The organism is Clostridium neonatale, assembly GCF_001458595.1.
Lineage (GTDB): Bacteria > Bacillota > Clostridia > Clostridiales > Clostridiaceae > Clostridium > Clostridium neonatale.
Genome location: NZ_LN890324.1, coordinates 102,346 through 120,216 on the forward strand (window position 1 = coordinate 102,346; position 17,871 = coordinate 120,216).

Consider the following 17,871-nt stretch of genomic DNA (forward strand, 5'->3'; position numbering starts at 1 on the left):
ATTGAATAATATTTATACTAATAGTATGAATATTTATCTTCATATATTACTTTGTAAATGTATTACTATATAAAAAATGAGATAGATTTATACATTAACAATCTATCTCATACATATAATTTCATTTATAATTTAATTTCGATTCTTTCTAATTTAGCAATTACATTAACTTCTTTTATTTCCATTGTTTCAGTTATTAAACTGCCAGAATTACTTACTAATAAAATTTTAGAATTTCCTAAAGTCTTTACTTGTCTAACTTTTCTTTTGCCTCTATAATCTAATAAAAAAATTCCATTATTACTAACTTCTTTTACACTATGAGCAAAAGCTAAATCTCCCTTCATTATTCTAAAGCCACTCATTTCATCATCCTCAATTTGCAAATAGCAAACTTTATCTTGAGGGTAGCCTTCTATTTTATTTGAATGTACTGGCATTTCTTTAAATCCATTATTTTTACTTAATGAATAATCATATATAGGTACATTTTTAAGTACTGATGAAAATGCATCTGTCCATACTTCTGATGAAGCTTCTATTTTCTTTTTAGGCATTTCTTTTAACGTTTTTTTCTCTTCCATAAGAGCTTCATCAGTGACTACCATACTAATGTCATTTAAATCAACATTTAGTACTTTTGCTGCTCTATCTATAAATGATTCTGGGGCAACTTTTCTTCCCATTTCAACTTCATTTATAAATTTTTCTGCTACTCCAAGTTTTTTAGCTAGTACTTTTGCTGGCATTCCACTTTTTTCTCTAGCCATTTTTATCTTTTCGCCTACACGACTCATTTTTTATTTCTCTCCTTTTTTATATTCTTCATACATAGTTCTTTCTTCTATTAGATGCTCTAATAAATATTTAAGAGTCCATTTACTTGATTGTTCCGTGACTACAGCTAGAACTCCCCCTTCAATAAAGCCTCTAATAAACTTTATTACGCCTCTTAGCTCTTTATCATTATATCCATTAAAAATAAGTGCTTTCTCACCTACTGGAAGTTCTTCTTCACTATTTTCTACTTCAGTACCACATAAAATATCAATAATTTTATTTGAAGCATCAGAATTTGTAACTCTTTTTACTTTTATTCTTCTCTTTTGAATCTTATCAAATTCTTCATCAGTTAATCCATATGCTAATATACATTTATAGTTTATAGCCAAACTTGCCAACCTCCCTATTCTATTAGTATTTTTATAAATTTTTATTATAAATTCAAGATATCTATGATTAATGAATCTTCATTTTCTCTATTATAATTATAGAAATCCCTATTAAGGGATTTCTATAATATATTTATATTTCCATTTTACACTATGTATTATTCTTCAATTATTTCAGGTTCCTCAATAGCTTCACCATGCATATCAACTGTCATACTCTTTATAACTTGATCTTCATATGGTCTATCATATACATCAGTTTTTTGAGCTACTATATTATCAGCAACTTCTAATCCTTCTATAACTTTACCAAATGAAGCATATTGTCCATCTAAATGTGGAGCATCTGCTACCATAATAAAGAATTGGCTTCCTGCTGAATCTGGATGCATAGCTCTTGCCATTGATAACACACCTTTTGTATGTTTTAAATCATTTTTAAATCCATTAGATGTAAATTCTCCCTTTATTGAATATCCTGGGCCACCCATTCCTGTTCCTTCTGGACATCCTCCTTGAATCATAAATCCTGGAATAACTCTATGGAATATTAATCCATCATAAAATCCTCTGTTAATTAAGTCAACAAAATTCTTTACTGTATTTGGTGCTATTTCAGGATATAATTCAGCCTTAATAACATTGCCATTTTCCATTGTTATTGTTACAATTGGGTTTTTCATTGAAAATTCTCCTCTCAAAGTACAATCTTAAATAATATTATTTACTCAAAATAATCTTTCAATTCATTTTATAAACTGAAGCTTTATTTGGTATTTATTAAATTATAACAAAAATCTATAACTTTACTATCATTATTAGAATTATAAATTTCTATTTTTCCTTTTTCTTTACTGTCATTTAGCTCTCCTTTATCTTTTAACTTACGCTTTAACTCTAAAGATGTACCATGGCCTCCATCTATGATCGCTACATCATCTCCTAAGACCTTAGATATTGTTCTTTTAACAAATGGATAATGAGTACATCCTAACACAACTGATGCTATTTTAGGCTTTAAATAAGGATTTAATTTTTCTTTTAAATAACTTTCCAAGTCATCGCCTTCTAATATACCTTGCTCTATATATTCTACAAGACCAGCACATGGTAATGGTACTAAGTTACCTTTATCATCCAATTTATTCATAAGTTCTTTAAATTTATTTTCTCTAAGAGTCATTGGAGTTGCCATAACAATAATATTTCCTTCTTTATTCAAACTTATTGCTGGTTTTATAGCCGGCTCTATTCCTATTATCGGTATATCTGTGTATTTATTTCTAAGATCTTCTATTGCCGCGCTTGTTGCCGTGTTGCAAGCAATAACTATAGCTTTAACATTTTTCATTAATAAAAATTCAACTGCATCGAAAGTAAGTTTTCTAACTTCTTCTAAAGATTTTGTTCCATAAGGAGCATTTTTTGAATCACCAAAATATATATAATTCTCATTAGGCATTATAGCGATAGATTCTCTCATGACACTTAGTCCACCTACTCCTGAATCAAAAAAACCTATAGGATTATTTTTTATATCCAAAGCACTGTCACTCCACTTCTAAAATTATCTATAAATATTTTATTACTTTATCATTAATAAATCCATAATCAAATAAACATTTAACTCATAAACTTTCCTTACATTGAAATATAATGGAGATATTAATAAATAAGATTCATATTCTATATATTAATTATTGACAGTATTATCAGCTTATAATAAAATTTTCTTAGATGAAAATAACGAATATTAAAAAGATTTTTCTTTTTTTTATTCGATATTATAGAAAGGATGTGAATGTTTTATTACAACAACGGAGTTGTAATAAACACCGTATGAATAATTTAATTTATACAATTGAAAAGAAAAATCATAATTCTAAAGACTTAAGAGAGATCTTAAATAACCATCCAGAAATAAAATTTGCTTCTTTTGTTGGAATAGACTTATCTGGAAATGATACTGATGAAAAAATACCTATGAATCTTTTTTTAGAAGACTTAGATGACTTTTTACAAGGTGTAGCAATACAAACTGATGGCTCATCAGTTGTTTTACCTGGAATTGCAACTCTAGATAATGCTAAAGTAAATATGGTAATTGATTTAGATTGTAAATGGTTGGTTGACTATAATTACAACTATATAGATTCTGAAACAGACAAGCCTATTGGAACATTAAGAATCCCTTGCTTCTTATATCATGATAATAAAGCTGTAGATTCAAGGCACATCTTATCTTCAGCTGTTACTACATTTAAAGAAAACTTAATGACCATCTTTAATACTAATCCTGAAACATTAAAACCTTTTGATATTACAGTTAACGATATAGATGAAGTTGTTGTTACATCAGCAACCGAATTAGAATTTTGGGTTAAGACTCCAAATAATGTTGCAGAGGTTGAAGAATTATCTACTTCACAAGTTTTACACGAACAATATTGGACAAGGACAAAAGGTTCTGTTAGAACTGCTTTAGAAGAAACTTTAATCTTAATGGATAAGTATGGCTTCGAACCTGAAATGGGACATAAAGAAGTTGGTGGAGTTAGAGCTAAATTAAACTCTTCTGGAGACTATGATCATGTTATGGAACAATTAGAAGTCGACTGGAAGTTCTCTGATGCAGTCCAAGCTGCTGATAACGAACTTTTTATAAGAATACTTATTCAAGAAACATTCAGAAGAAATGGACTAGACGTTACATTCATGGCTAAACCAATAGAAAATGTAGCTGGTTCTGGAATGCATACTCATTTAGGTGTTAGTCTTAAATTAAACAATGGTAAAAGAATCAATATATTTAATGGTACTAAAGATCATTTTCTAAGTGTTATAGGTTATGGAGCAATAATGGGACTTCTTAGAAATTATGAAATTGTAAATCCATTTGTTTCATCAACTAATAACTCATTAAAAAGATTAAAGCCTGGATTTGAAGCCCCTGTTTGTACAGTAACATCACTTGGTTTATCTCCAGATAATCCATCAAGAAATAGAACAGTTCTTGCAGGATTAATTAGAGATATCAATTCTCCAATGGCTACAAGGTTTGAGCTTAGATCCCCAAATCCTCATTCAAATACATATCTTGTAATGGCCGCTTCTTACATGGCTATGCTTGATGGTATTATATATGCTGTTGAAAATAATAAAGATGCAGATGCTCTACTAGCTGAATTATCAAAAGAGCCTGGTGAATCTGCAGATTATTTAGAAAAATCTAGAGCATATAGAACTGAAAAGAATATTTTTGATGACTATAGCGAATCTGAAAGAAACAAATTCTTTGGAAAAGCACCTGCTACTATTTACGAAAATATATCTCAATTAGAAAACAATCCTTCAAAACTTCATATTCTAAAGAGAAATGATGTATTTACTGACTCTATCCTAAATAGCTTTAGATTAGCTGTTATTGAAAGATGGACTACTGAAATAACAAAAAGAGTAATTTCTAACTATAAAGATGAAATTCGTAGTTATAAATGTCTTCATTCTTTAGATAAAGCTTTAGATTTAGATGTTTCTAATTGGATGAAGATAAATGATTTAAGATTAGAAATTATGAAAGATACTTATACTAGTAAAAGTTTATTTACTAAAATTAAAGAAGCATTTTCAAATAAAAACTATCCTGAAGCATCAAGATTATATCTTGAATTAGAAGATAAAATGTCAAGATTAAGACAGTATTATTCTGATTATAAGCAAAATCTTTTAGATATTTAATAAAAAAACTGCTAATAACTATTTTTTATAAAATAATTATTAGTAGTTTTTCTCATTTTATAATATTTTTATGATATAATTTAGTTATTAACCAATGAAAGGTAGATGTTGATGCGATTAATTCCTATTGAGTGTGTTAGAGAAAATTCAATATTGGGTAAAAGTATATACGCTTATGATGGAAGAGTTTTGCTAAAGTCAGGATGCGTGTTAACTAAATCATTAATAGATAAAGTTAAATATTTACATATATATTCGTTATATATAATTGATGAATATAGTTCTGAAGAGATTGAAGATATAATAAAGCCAGAACTAAGGCAAAAAGCTATTAGAATTGTTAAGGAAACATTTGCCGACATTGAAAGAATTGCTAACATACATAAATTTGAGAAAAGAAAATTTAATGATTATACCAAAAAAGAACAAGATTATTTTCATTCAATTGATGATTTAGCAGAAGAACTTATTTCAGAAATATTAAATAATAAAAATGTCTTGCTTTCTCTTGTAGATATAAAAAGTATGGACAACTATACATATGCGCATAGTGTTAATGTAGCGGTAATTTCTCTTGTACTTGGAATCAGTTTAAATTTACCTAAGAGACATCTAAAATATCTTTGTATAGGTGCCCTTATTCATGATATAGGTAAATCATTTATTCCTAAAGAGATATTACAAAAACCATCACGTTTAACAGAAGATGAATTTAAAATAATAGAAAATCATCCTAAAGAAGGCTATGATTTTATAAAAAAAACATACAACTTTAGTTCACATATAAATTCAATAGTCCTTCAACATCATGAAAGATTTGATGGATTAGGTTATCCTAATAAATTACTTGGTGAAGAAATAAATCATTTAGCTAGAATAGTATCAGTGGCAGATGTTTATGATGCTCTTACATCTGATAGACCTTATAAACGTGCCTTATGCCCAAGTGATGCAGTTGAATATCTAATGTCAAATGCTGGATCTGCATTTGATTTTAATATAGTGAATATTTTTTCAAAAGTAATAATACCGTTTCCAGCAGGAACTATTGTTTCACTTAGCAACGGTGACATAGGAATAGTTAAAGAAACATTGCCTAACTTTCCACTAAGACCTATTATCGAAATAATCAAAAGTGATAACTCTAAAAAGATTGGTTCAATAATTAATCTTATAGAAAAACTTTCAGTTGTTATATCTAATATTCAATATGAAGTATAAAAAGCAACTCTTATAAGAATTGCTTTTTATATTTTTATATACTAAATTTTTAACTTACCTTTGATCTTCTATATTCAAATGGATTTAAACTAGCTAACTTCTCAGCTTCTTGATATGTCCTAGCCCTAAAAACTATTGTCCATCCATTTTTATCATATTTTCCAGCACACATTATGTATTTTTCTTTTTGATCTATATCTTTAATCGGCCTGTCCACTATTAAACTTCTTATACTGTCGATATTTTTACAATTTAATTTTACAAAAAAATTACCTTCATTGTTCATGGTACACATCCCCTTTTTAGCAAACATATGTTCACAATTTATATTTTTATTATATCGAACATATATTCGTATGTCAATATTTCTATTTTATCTTTCTTATTTAAATAATCTTATTAATAGATAAAAAATGCGACTAAAAAATAGTTAAAATAATTTTTAGCCGCATTTTTTCTACCTTTTTTTATTAGGTTCTATTATATTAGCAATTAAGCCTCTGCTACTATCATATCCAACTAAATAATGACTATTCTTATTTTCAGCCCCATTATTTTTAAACTGATTTGGCTTTAGGTTATTAGTAATTAAAACAAAATCTCCATCAGGCTCAGGAATAAATATATTTTGAATTTGGGTCAATGTTACAGTTAATTCTAATAATGAGTCATTAAAATATCTATATTCTGATTGTGCTATACAATCACTAATAAGTTTTATACATTCAAAGTCGCACTTAATTGCTTTTGATTCTTCATAAAAAATATTTTTATTACTGACAGGATTATAAATTGGAATTTGATCAAAATTAATTAATATTTCTGAATTAATAGGAATCTTTACTTCTAAATTTCTACCTATATTCTTATTAGAATTATTATTAAAGTATTTAATATATTTATGTATATATCCATTTATTGCAAGTCTATTATCTCTATTAAACTTTGGTTTCTTTATAGAAATTTTATTTGATATTATTTCAATTCTTGAACACTTAGTATTTAAGTTTATTCTTTTATTTATTGGAATTGATATTTTTAGTGTTGAAAGTACTACAGGTGCCTTTATAACAATAGATCCAGGCTTTCCCATAGGAATGTAGTACTCACACTTTAATTCATTTAAATCATTCATCTCCGACATTTTAAGCTCCTATTAAGTTACTATAATATAATATATTCATTACAATTTATTAAAATAACAAAAGTATAATATTATTTTGATAAATTAATAGGAGTATTACAAATTGTAATACCCCAAATTAAAAAACTTGCTAACAAAGATTTTCTACTGCAAGTGCAGAAATTGTTCCTCCAACTGTTGTTCCAGCTTGTAATAAAGTTGCTGATGTAACTTCCACTGAATAAGTTACACATCCATTGCATGAAGAACAGTCACAGAATGAGAATGTGAATGAACTACTTGATAAAGCTTCAATTGCATCTGAGAAAGTAAAACTGCCTCCTACTGATTGAGAACAGCCATCTACGCATTTAACAATTCTAAATGTTAAACTAGATAATAAAGCTGCCGGTGTATTGATCAATAAGTTTGCAGTTATTAATACTGAAGGTTTGCATAAATTACAAGTATCTATAGTTACGCTACCTACTGGTATTGGTAATGATGGTATTAGCCCTTGTGTTCCAAGTATTGGAAAAGGACCAGCGTTTGCACAGCCACATCTTAATATAGATTTTCCACCTTCTGTAGAACAACATTCTCTTGAGCTAGTAGTAGTGAAGTCTCTTGAACTAGTAGTAGAACAATTACACGAATTTCTACGCCCTCTTCTTCTTTCTCCTCTACAATCATCAAGTCTTTCATCTTCTGATATTAAATTCATAATATACCTCCAAAAATATTAAACTTTTGTATACTTAATCTTTATCTTCACAGATTATAGTATATATTATGATATTTATATCAAAATGTGTTATATACATGGATAAATATTTCGAAATAGTCAGGACTACCCGTAAAATTTGAACTTTACCCTAAAAAGTAGACAATAAAATTAAAACTACCGTTAATCTTATCGATTAACGGTAGCTCTTCTATATTATACTTCTGCTATATTAAATACTTCTAAATCTTTATTTTCATCTAACTTTTCAAGTTCTACATCTGCTATAGCTCTTAACGTATCTAATGCTGTTATAACTCCTAAGTTTCTTTCAACTGCTGCTCTTCTTATTAAGAACCCATCAGTTTTAGAATCATTTCCTTTAGTTGGAGTATTAACCACTAAATCCACTTCTCTATTCTTGACTACATTAAGTATATTAGGCTCTTGTTCATTAATTCTTCTAACTTCTTCAACTTCTATACCAGCATCTTTTAATAATTTACAAGTTCCTGTAGTAGCCATAAATGTATATCCAACTTTAGCAAGATCTTTAGCTATCTCTAAAAATTCCTGTTTGTTATGCTTATTAATTGTAGCAAGTATCTTTCCTTTTTCCTTTGATGGATACATATTAGCCCCTACAAACCCTTTATAAAGTGCTTCCTTAACATTTCTACCTACACCTAAAACTTCTCCTGTGGATCTCATTTCAGGTCCTAAGCACACTTCAACGTTAGGTAATTTTTGAGTTGAGAATACTGGAACTTTAACTGAAACTAATTCCGGTTCCTTATATATATCTACTCCATACCCTAAATCAACAAGTTTTGCTCCAAGCATTACATTAGTAGCTAAATCTACTATTGGAACACCACTTACCTTACTAATGTATGGTACTGTTCTTGATGCTCTTGGATTAACTTCAATTACATAAAGATTTCCTTCAAATTCTATGAATTGAATGTTTATCATACCTTTTATGCCTATTGCTAAAGCCAACTTCTTAGTATAATCTAAAATTCTGCCCTTCATGTCATCAGATATATTTTGACTTGGATACATAGTAACACTATCTCCAGAGTGCACCCCTGCTCTTTCTAAGTGTTCCATAATTCCTGGTATTAATACATTTTCTCCATCTGATATTGCATCTACTTCAATTTCTCTGCCCATTAGATACTTATCTATAAGTATTGGATTCTTCTTATCTTTAGCAAATGCATTTACTAAATAAAATGTTAATTCTTCTTCATCATGAGTTATCTCCATACCTTGACCACCAATTACATATGAAGGTCTAACAAGTACTGGGAAGCCTAATCTACTAGCTTCTTCTAATCCTTCTTCAAGCGACCAGATCCCTTTACCCTTAGGTCTAGATATTCCTAATCTTTCTAGTAATTCATCAAACTTTTCTCTATCTTCAGCCATATCTATTTGATCTGCTGTAGTTCCTAAAGTTACAATATTTTTTTCTTTTAAGAAGTTTGCTAATTTAATAGCTGTTTGACCACCAAATTGAAGTATTACTCCATCTGGATTTTCTTTTTCTATTATATTTAAAACATCTTCTTCTGTTAATGGTTCAAAGTATAATTTATCAGAAACATCAAAGTCTGTACTTACTGTTTCTGGGTTATTATTAACTATTATAGTTTCAATTCCAAGTTTCTTTAATGACTTTACACAGTGAACTGAAGCATAGTCAAACTCAATACCTTGACCTATTCTTATAGGACCAGATCCTATAACTATAACTTTCTTTTTATCTGATATTTCAACCTCATCATATTGTTCATAAGTTGAATAGTAATATGGTGATAAAGCTTCAAATTCTCCACCACATGTATCAACCATTTTGTATGATGGCTTAATATTCCATATATCTCTTAATCTATAGATATCATCTGGGCTTACTTTTAGCATGTCAGCTATAGCCTTATCTGAGAATCCTTTTTTCTTTAAGCTGTGTAACCATTCTTTATCTAAATCTTCAATCTTACTTAATTTTAATCTTTGTTCTTCTTCAACTATCCATTTAATTTTTTCTAAGAAGAATAAATCTATACCTGTTAATTTATTAATCTTATCAATCATATAATCACGTCTAAGCATTTCTGCTAAAGCAAAGATTCTTTCATCATCTGGCTTCATTACTAATGCTTTAAGCTCAGACATGCTATGTTCTTTAAACTTAGGATGGTCTAAAGAGTATTTTCCGATTTCTAAGCTTCTTATTCCCTTTAGGAACGCTTGCTCGAAATTAGCTCCTATAGACATTATTTCACCAGTCGCCATCATCTTAGTTCCAAGTTGTCTATCTGCACCAAAGAACTTATCAAATGGCCATTTTGGAATTTTTACTACAACATAATCTAATGTTGGTTCAAAACATGCATATGTCTTTTTAGTTACCGCATTCATTATTTCATCTAATCCATAACCTAATGCTATCTTAGCAGCAAGCTTAGCTATAGGGTAACCAGTTGCTTTAGATGCTAAAGCTGAACTTCTTGAAACTCTAGGATTTATTTCTATAACTGCATATTCAAATGTAGTTGGATTTAATGAGAATTGTACATTACATCCACCTTCAATTCCTACTGCATTTATTATGTTTATTGATGCTGTTCTAAGCATTTGATATTCTTTATCTGATAAAGTTTGCGATGGAGCAACAACTATACTATCTCCTGTATGTATACCAACTGGATCTATGTTTTCCATGTTACATACTGTAATACAGTTTCCATAAGAGTCTCTCATAACTTCGTACTCTATTTCTTTCCATCCCTTAACACTCTTTTCAAGTAATACTTGACCTATAGTACTAAGTTGAAGACCTGAATCTAATATAGTTCTTAATTCTTCTTCATTCTCAGCTATACCACCACCTGAACCTCCAAGTGTATATGCTGGTCTAACTATTACTGGATACCCTATTTCATTTGCAAAATTTAATCCTGCTTGAAGATCTGTTACAATCTCACTCTTTATAACAGGTTCTCCAATTCTATTCATCATATCTCTGAATAGTTCTCTATCTTCTCCTTCTTTGATAGATTCAATAGATGTTCCGATTACTTTTACATTATACTTATCTAAAATTCCAGCATCATATAAGTCTACTGCAAGGTTAAGCCCTGTTTGACCACCCATTCCTGCAAGTAAGCTATCTGGTCTTTCTTTTGCTATAACTTTTTCAACAAATTCTAAAGTTAATGGTTCTAAGTATATTTTATCTGCAACTTCTTTATCAGTCATTATTGTTGCAGGATTTGAATTTACAAGTACAACTTCTATTCCTTCTGATTTCAAAGCTTCACAAGCTTGAGTTCCTGAGTAATCAAACTCTGCCGCCTGACCTATAACTATTGGACCTGATCCTATAACTAAAACCTTTTTTATATCTTTATTTAATGGCATTTTCGTAACCTCCTATAGTGCATATTCTAAGAATCTATCAAATATATATTCACTGTCTTGTGGACCTGCTGATGCTTCTGGATGAAATTGTACTGAATATATTGGTAATTGCTTATGTTTCATTCCTTCTACAGTTCCATCATTAATATTTACATGAGTAACTTCCATATTCTCTGGTAATGTTTGTACAACATATCCATGATTTTGAGAAGTTATATGAACGATATTTCTTTCTAAATCTTTAACTGGATGGTTACAGCCTCTATGACCAAACTTTAATTTAGTTGTTTTTCCACCTAATGTTAAAGCTAATAATTGGTGTCCTAAACATATTCCTACTATTGGTTTCTTGCCAACAATCTTTTTAACATTTTCTACAACAAAATCTAAGTCTTCTGGATCTCCAGGGCCATTTGATAAGAATACTAAATCTGGATTAACGTTTAAAACCTCTTCAGCTGTTGCTGTTGCAGGGAATACAGTTATTTTGCACCCTCTCTTTTTAAAGTTTCTTATTATATTAGTCTTTATGCCAAAATCCATTATAGCTACATGCTTTCCAGTACCTTCAATTACATATGAATCTTTTGCAGTTACAGATTTAACAGCATTTTTGTTTGAAAAACTTTCAAGTCTTTCTTTTACATATTCATCATCTACATTTTCTAGTGTAATGATTCCTTTCATTGTACCGCTATTTCTTAGCACCTTTGTTAATGCTCTTGTATCTATTCCTTCAAGCCCAATGACTTTTTCTTGTTTTAAATAATTATCTAAATCTAATTCACATCTAAAATTACTTGGTAAGTTACACTTTTCTCTTACAATAAATCCACTTACCTTTACTGAATCAGATTCCATATCTTCAAGATTAATTCCATAGTTACCTATTAGTGGATAAGTCATAGTTACTATTTGACCATAGTATGATGGATCTGTTAATACTTCTTGATATCCTGTCATACCTGTGGTAAATACTACTTCACCAACACTTTCTTTAAGGTAGCCAAAAGCTTTACCTTCAAAAATCATTCCATTTTCTAATATAAGCTTTGCCTTCATGCTTAAGCCTCCTACAATATATATTTTTAGCTAAAACTACACCTTAAATTTGAATAAAATAAAAGGATAACAAAAAGAATACAATAATAAACTGTTTCTTTTTACTATCCTGTGTGACCTTACTATATTATTCGCCTTCAAAAAATAAGCTATGAAATTACCTTTATTATGCATATATGCATAAAAATCATAGTTTTAATCCCTTTCTGGCCTCACAGGACCAAGTTAAAGTGCATCTTAACTTTCTCTTTCTAATAATTCTAGTTCATAGATAATAGTATGTCAAGACATATTAAGGATAGTTTTAATATTTTTATATGAATAAAATATATCAACTTTAATTTTTAAAAACAGAATCTTTATTCATTAACCATTATAGCATATTTATTCATAAATAAGTATAAATATTCATATAACTTATATTTTTATTTCTACTTAACATACTTTTTTATCTATAATTTATCTATTCAAGCTATTCTTCATATACATTTCTACCGCTATCATCCAACTTCTTAGCTATATTTATTATCATATTAAATTCATTTATTAGATCTTTAGATATTTGCTCTGTAGTATTATATTTATTAATAACATCATAATCACCTGATTTTATTTGGGAGATTATCTCCTCACCTAATTTATGCAAATTCATATGTTTATCTTGTATTCTATTCAATACCTCCACTACATCTTTATTCTTATGAGTCATATTATCATAAAGATGACCCAATCCATATTTATGATAATCATTGAATTTATTTTTATTTATGATATAATTAAAATATAAAAATATTCAGAATATTTAGGCAGTTACAGTTATCCTCTTCTGAACTGACCTTATCTGAATCAATGTAAAAGAAAAGATGCTTATGATTCATCATAAGCATCTTTCTTATTTTCTAATATTATCTTATTTGACCATTTCCATAAATAACATACTTTATAGTAGTAAGCTCTTTAAGCCCCATTGGTCCTCTAGCATGTAGCTTTTGAGTGCTTATTCCTATTTCTGCACCGAAACCAAATTCAGAACCATCAGTAAATCTAGTAGATGCATTTACATAAACAGCTGCTGCATCAACCTTTTGCAAGAATTTCTGAGAGTTTTTATAGCTCTCAGTAATAATTGCTTCTGAATGGCCTGTGCCATACTTATTTATATGGTTTATAGCTTCATCTACATCCTTTACTATTTTAACTGCCATAACATAATCTAAATATTCCTTGCCCCAATCCTCATCATTAGCTTTTTCTATATCATCAATAATAGCCTGTGCCTTTTCATCTCCTCTAAGAACAACTCCAGCCTCTCTAAGTACTTTTACTGCTATTGGAAGAAATTCTTCAGCTATATTTTCATTAATTAATAATTTTTCAGCCGCATTACATACTGAAGGTCTTGATGCTTTTGCATTAACAGCAATATTTTTAGCCATATTAAAATCTGCACTCTCATCAACATATATATGGCAATTTCCTGTTCCAGTTTCTATAACAGGAACAGTAGAATTTTTAACTACCGATTGAATTAATCCTGCTCCACCTCTTGGAATAAGAACATCAATATATTCATTTAATTTCATCATATCTGTAGCAACTTGTCTACTCGTATCTTCTATAAGCTGAACACATTCCTTTGGAAGACCTGCCTTTTCTAATCCTTTAATTAAAACTCTAACTATTTCTTTATTAGAATTTATAGCATCACTTCCACCTCTTAATATAACTGTATTTCCTGACTTTAAACAAAGTCCTGCTGCATCACAAGTTACATTTGGTCTTGCTTCATATATTATTCCTATAACGCCAAGCGGAACTCTTTTTTGCCCTATTTGAAGACCATTTGGTCTTTGCCACATAGAAATAACTTCTCCAATTGGATCTTGAAGACCTATAAGCTCTTTAAGTCCATCAGCCATGCCATTAATTCTATCTTCATTTAATGATAATCTATCTAGCATAGCTTCTGACATGCCGTTTGCTTTAGCATTTTCAACATCAATTTCATTAGCATTTAATATTGATACTTTTTCATTAATAAGTTCCTCCGCCATAAATAATAATGCATCATTTTTAGCATTTGTTGATGCATTACTTAGTTCATAAGATGCTTCTTTAGCTTTTTGCCCCTTAATTATTAATTCACTCACTTTATCTCCTCCTATCCTATATCATATTTATAAATACTAGTTAATTTTCTTCTTTGACACAAATAGAGTTCCTATTTCATCACCTTTTACTATACTATTTAATATCTCTGGATCTTCACCATTAGCAAGAACCATATGAACTCCTGCATTATTTGCACGCTTAGCTGCTTGTAATTTTGTTATCATTCCACCAGTACCAAAATTGCTGCCTGCACCGCCTGCACAATCTTCTAGTTCTTTAGTTACTTCTAATACTTCTTTTAATAATTTCGAATCTTTATTTTTTCTTGGATCTTTATCATAAAAACCATCTATATCAGAAAGTATAATTAATAAATCAGCATTAACCAATTCTGCAACTATAGCCGACAAATTATCATTATCCCCAAAATTGCATATGTTTTCAATTTCATCTATTGATACAGTATCATTTTCATTAACAATTGGTACTATACCTTTTTCTAAAAGTTTTTCAAATGTATTACAAACATTTTCTCTAATATGATCATTCTCTACAACATCTCTTGTTAATAAAACTTGACCAACAATATGACTATATTCACCAAAAAATTTACTATATATATGCATAAGTTCACATTGACCAACTGATGCAACAGCTTGCTTCTCAATTACTGTTTCTGGTTTTTTAGATAATTTTAATTTACTTGCACCAACGCCAACTGCACCAGATGTAACTAATGCCACTTCTTTTCCCGAATTCAACAAGTCTGAAAGAACTCTTGTTAGCTTTTCTATTCTTGTTAAATTTATTTTACCATTAGAATAAGTTAATGTTGATGTACCAACTTTTACAACTATTCTATTTGCTTTTTCTACATATTTTCTATAACTCATTTATAACACTCCTAAATATAATCGCGCTTACAATCTATATTTAATTATACGTGCTTTTTTTTATGTTTTCCATATGTATTTATAATGAATTATCGTTATAAATTAAAGGAATACTAATATTTACAATTATATTTAATTTTATTATATAAACATTAAATAATTCCTATTGATTTTTTGTCGTTTTGTATTAAAATGAATATTATTGCATATTTATAAATTTTTTATACATAAATCAACAAATGAAAAGGAGAAGTTATGAAAAAGATTTGGACATACCAAAATAATATAAGATCATTACTAAAATTTTTGATTCCATCTCTGTTAGGTATTGTATTATTTATGACACCAATAAAAATTAATGGTGAGTTTACTATACCAATAGCTCAATTATCTAATTTAACAGTTGCTGCATTAGAAAACATTTTTCCTATACTTGCAGTTATCTTTATAAGTATCTCTGCAATTGGAGGAATAATTATAAAATTTATCTCTCCTGAAAAATTAAATAAGTTTAAGTATATTAATTCACTATTTAATGTATCAACATTATGGCTAATACTAAGAATAATAGGTATGATACTAATAATTATTACATATTTTGAAATTGGTCCTGAATTTATTTGGTCTGTAGATACTGGAGGCATGGTATTATTTAGTTTATTGCCAGTACTATTTTCTGTATTTTTATTTGCTGGAATGCTTCTGCCTCTACTATTAAATTATGGATTATTAGATTTTGTTGGTGCATTACTATCTAAAATAATGAGACCAATTTTTAAATTACCTGGGCGTTCATCTATAGACTGTATAACTTCATGGCTTGGTGATGGAACTATTGGAATATTGCTTACAGGTAAACAATATGAGGAAAAATTTTATACCAAAAAAGAAGCATGTATAATAGGTACTACATTTTCTGCTGTATCAATAACATTTTGTTTAGTAATAATTTCTCAAGTTGGACTTGGACATTTATTTGTTCCTTTTTACCTTACAGTTACTCTTGCTGGGATTATAGCCGCTATAATAGTACCTAGAATACCACCTTTATCCAAAAAACCTGATGTATATATAGATGGTTCAAGCAAAAAAGATAACGAAGTAATACCATCTGGCTATAATTCATTTACCTTTGGTTTAGAAAACGCCATGAAAAGAGCAGAAAAGAACAGTAATATATATGAATTCTTTATAGAAGGATTTAAAAATGTAATGGATATGTGGATTGGTGTTTTACCAACAGTAATGGCAATGGGAACAATAGCATTAATAATTGCTGAATATACAAACTTCTTTCAAATTTTAGGATTACCTTTTATACCGTTATTAAAATTACTCCAAGTACCTGAAGCTGCTGCTGCTTCTCAAACATTAGTAGTAGGCTTTGCAGATATGTTTATTCCTTCAGTAATAGCTACTACTATTCCAAACGCAATGACAAGATTTATAATAGCATGTACTTCTGTAACTCAATTAATATTTATGTCTGAAGTGGGTGGATTATTATTGGGATCAAAAATACCAGTAAAATTCTTAGATCTAATAATAATATTTATTGAAAGAACATTGGTTACGCTTCCTATCATAGTACTATGCGCTAATATAATATTCTAGCCAAAGAAATTAAGGTATTAAAGAAAATACTCTAAATAAATATTTTCATTAATACCTTAATTTTTTATAATAAAACATTTTAAATTATATACTTAAATACACATATAAAGTGACACAATGTTCCAAGCATTATGAATATATGAAATATCTCATGATTTTCAAACTTGCCAATCTTTATTTTCTTAGATTTTAACGCATATATTACTCCACCTATTGTATACATTACTCCGCCTAATACTAATAGTATTAATGCTGGTAGCTCCAGAACTTGTGACATCGGATATATAGCAAATATAGCAAACCATCCAATTCCTATATACATAACACTACTTAACCATTTTGGGCAAGTCACCCAACATAGCTTAAATATAATTCCAATTGCTGCACATATTGTTACTGCTAAAAATAACTTCATTCCAATTTTTCCATGTAATGCAACTAAACAGAACGGAGCATAAGAACCAGCAATTAGTACAAATATCATTGAATGATCTAATCTCTTAAATCTTTTTATAATTTTTTCATTTGCCATTACAGAATGGTAAGTAGCTGAAGCACTATATAATAATATCATGCTTACTCCAAAAAATATTACCGACCCAAGTACTATTTTTGATCCTCCCATTATCCAAACCTTTGATATCATTGCAACTAAAGCAAAAAGTGATAATACAGCACCTATCATATGAGTTATTCCATTAATAGGCTCTCTTATATGTTTCTCCATTCTCACACCTCCATTTATTTTTACATAGTTTTAATAACTATGTGTTGAGTATATAT

16 protein-coding genes are annotated in these 17,871 nt (G+C 28.9%); 3 read left to right on the forward strand and 13 right to left on the reverse strand.

Annotated features, from left to right (window positions below):
* Positions 1–125 precede the first annotated feature (125 nt).
* The 4 genes from BN2920_RS00920 to murI form a co-directional block, all read right to left on the reverse strand.
* The gene (locus BN2920_RS00920) at positions 126–797 is read right to left on the reverse strand and encodes a helix-turn-helix domain-containing protein (protein WP_058293190.1); all 672 of its coding nucleotides are present in this window, start codon (positions 795–797) and stop codon (positions 126–128) included.
* A 3-nt stretch (positions 798–800) separates the two neighbouring features.
* Entirely contained in the window at positions 801–1,172 is a 372-nt protein-coding gene (locus BN2920_RS00925) for a DUF3783 domain-containing protein (protein ID WP_058293191.1), read from the reverse strand.
* Between the two features lie 158 nt (positions 1,173–1,330).
* Positions 1,331–1,855 carry a peptidylprolyl isomerase gene (locus BN2920_RS00930; RefSeq protein WP_058293192.1) on the reverse strand — a complete coding sequence of 175 codons (525 nt, stop codon included), beginning with the start codon at positions 1,853–1,855 and terminating at the stop codon, positions 1,331–1,333.
* 83 nt (positions 1,856–1,938) lie between these two features.
* On the reverse strand, positions 1,939–2,715 hold the full coding sequence (gene murI / locus BN2920_RS00935) for a glutamate racemase (protein WP_058293193.1): 777 nt from the start codon (positions 2,713–2,715) through the stop codon (positions 1,939–1,941).
* 296 nt (positions 2,716–3,011) lie between these two features.
* On the opposite strand from murI, the gene BN2920_RS00940 reads away from it, so the two are divergent.
* Positions 3,012–4,910 carry a type I glutamate--ammonia ligase gene (locus BN2920_RS00940; protein ID WP_058293194.1) on the forward strand — a complete coding sequence of 633 codons (1,899 nt, stop codon included), beginning with the start codon at positions 3,012–3,014 and terminating at the stop codon, positions 4,908–4,910.
* 111 nt (positions 4,911–5,021) lie between these two features.
* Complete coding sequence (locus BN2920_RS00945; protein ID WP_058293195.1) at positions 5,022–6,131, forward strand: HD-GYP domain-containing protein; 1,110 nt, start codon at positions 5,022–5,024, stop codon at positions 6,129–6,131.
* Positions 6,132–6,180: 49 nt separating this feature from the next.
* On the opposite strand, the gene BN2920_RS00950 is transcribed toward BN2920_RS00945, so the two are convergent.
* The 8 genes from BN2920_RS00950 to proB form a co-directional block, all read right to left on the reverse strand.
* On the reverse strand, positions 6,181–6,417 hold the full coding sequence (locus BN2920_RS00950; protein ID WP_058293196.1) for a hypothetical protein: 237 nt from the start codon (positions 6,415–6,417) through the stop codon (positions 6,181–6,183).
* A 171-nt stretch (positions 6,418–6,588) separates the two neighbouring features.
* Positions 6,589–7,275 carry a hypothetical protein gene (locus BN2920_RS00955; protein ID WP_058293197.1) on the reverse strand — a complete coding sequence of 229 codons (687 nt, stop codon included), beginning with the start codon at positions 7,273–7,275 and terminating at the stop codon, positions 6,589–6,591.
* A 130-nt stretch (positions 7,276–7,405) separates the two neighbouring features.
* The gene (locus tag BN2920_RS00960) at positions 7,406–7,978 is read right to left on the reverse strand and encodes a DUF4489 domain-containing protein (protein ID WP_058293198.1); all 573 of its coding nucleotides are present in this window, start codon (positions 7,976–7,978) and stop codon (positions 7,406–7,408) included.
* A gap of 216 nt (positions 7,979–8,194) precedes the next feature.
* Positions 8,195–11,407: a carbamoyl-phosphate synthase large subunit gene (gene carB, locus BN2920_RS00965; RefSeq protein ID WP_058293199.1), complete on the reverse strand. Its 3,213-nt coding sequence runs from the start codon at positions 11,405–11,407 to the stop codon at positions 8,195–8,197.
* Positions 11,408–11,419: 12 nt separating this feature from the next.
* Complete coding sequence (gene carA, locus BN2920_RS00970) at positions 11,420–12,469, reverse strand: glutamine-hydrolyzing carbamoyl-phosphate synthase small subunit (RefSeq protein WP_058293200.1); 1,050 nt, start codon at positions 12,467–12,469, stop codon at positions 11,420–11,422.
* A 472-nt stretch (positions 12,470–12,941) separates the two neighbouring features.
* Positions 12,942–13,178 (reverse strand): hypothetical protein, encoded by a 237-nt coding sequence (locus BN2920_RS00975; RefSeq protein ID WP_207644373.1) that lies wholly within the window; start codon positions 13,176–13,178, stop codon positions 12,942–12,944.
* 196 nt (positions 13,179–13,374) lie between these two features.
* Entirely contained in the window at positions 13,375–14,619 is a 1,245-nt protein-coding gene (locus tag BN2920_RS00980; protein ID WP_058293202.1) for a glutamate-5-semialdehyde dehydrogenase, read from the reverse strand.
* Positions 14,620–14,655: 36 nt separating this feature from the next.
* On the reverse strand, positions 14,656–15,474 hold the full coding sequence (proB, locus tag BN2920_RS00985; RefSeq protein WP_058293203.1) for a glutamate 5-kinase: 819 nt from the start codon (positions 15,472–15,474) through the stop codon (positions 14,656–14,658).
* 255 nt (positions 15,475–15,729) lie between these two features.
* Here proB and BN2920_RS00990 point away from each other — a divergent pair, with 255 nt between their 5' ends.
* A complete protein-coding gene (locus BN2920_RS00990; protein WP_058293204.1) occupies positions 15,730–17,088 on the forward strand; it encodes a YjiH family protein in 1,359 nt (452 codons plus the stop codon).
* Between the two features lie 79 nt (positions 17,089–17,167).
* Here BN2920_RS00990 and trhA read toward each other — a convergent pair whose 3' ends face one another.
* On the reverse strand, positions 17,168–17,815 hold the full coding sequence (gene trhA / locus BN2920_RS00995; protein ID WP_058293205.1) for a PAQR family membrane homeostasis protein TrhA: 648 nt from the start codon (positions 17,813–17,815) through the stop codon (positions 17,168–17,170).
* Positions 17,816–17,871 lie beyond the last annotated feature (56 nt).

Bases quoted from the DNA above. Each gene is read 5' to 3' on its own strand.
- BN2920_RS00975 (WP_207644373.1), bottom strand. From the start codon at position 13,178: ATGACTCATAAGAATAAAGATGTAGTGGAGGTATTGAATAGAATACAA.
- BN2920_RS00930 (WP_058293192.1), bottom strand. From the start codon at position 1,855: ATGAAAAACCCAATTGTAACAATAACAATGGAAAATGGCAATGTTATT.
- BN2920_RS00945 (WP_058293195.1), top strand. From the start codon at position 5,022: ATGCGATTAATTCCTATTGAGTGTGTTAGAGAAAATTCAATATTGGGT.
- BN2920_RS00920 (WP_058293190.1), bottom strand. From the start codon at position 797: ATGAGTCGTGTAGGCGAAAAGATAAAAATGGCTAGAGAAAAAAGTGGA.
- carA (WP_058293200.1), bottom strand. From the start codon at position 12,469: ATGAAGGCAAAGCTTATATTAGAAAATGGAATGATTTTTGAAGGTAAA.
- carB (WP_058293199.1), bottom strand. From the start codon at position 11,407: ATGCCATTAAATAAAGATATAAAAAAGGTTTTAGTTATAGGATCAGGT.
- proB (WP_058293203.1), bottom strand. From the start codon at position 15,474: ATGAGTTATAGAAAATATGTAGAAAAAGCAAATAGAATAGTTGTAAAA.
- BN2920_RS00990 (WP_058293204.1), top strand. From the start codon at position 15,730: ATGAAAAAGATTTGGACATACCAAAATAATATAAGATCATTACTAAAA.
- trhA (WP_058293205.1), bottom strand. From the start codon at position 17,815: ATGGAGAAACATATAAGAGAGCCTATTAATGGAATAACTCATATGATA.
- BN2920_RS00940 (WP_058293194.1), top strand. From the start codon at position 3,012: ATGAATAATTTAATTTATACAATTGAAAAGAAAAATCATAATTCTAAA.
- BN2920_RS00960 (WP_058293198.1), bottom strand. From the start codon at position 7,978: ATGAATTTAATATCAGAAGATGAAAGACTTGATGATTGTAGAGGAGAA.
- BN2920_RS00950 (WP_058293196.1), bottom strand. From the start codon at position 6,417: ATGAACAATGAAGGTAATTTTTTTGTAAAATTAAATTGTAAAAATATC.
- BN2920_RS00955 (WP_058293197.1), bottom strand. From the start codon at position 7,275: ATGTCGGAGATGAATGATTTAAATGAATTAAAGTGTGAGTACTACATT.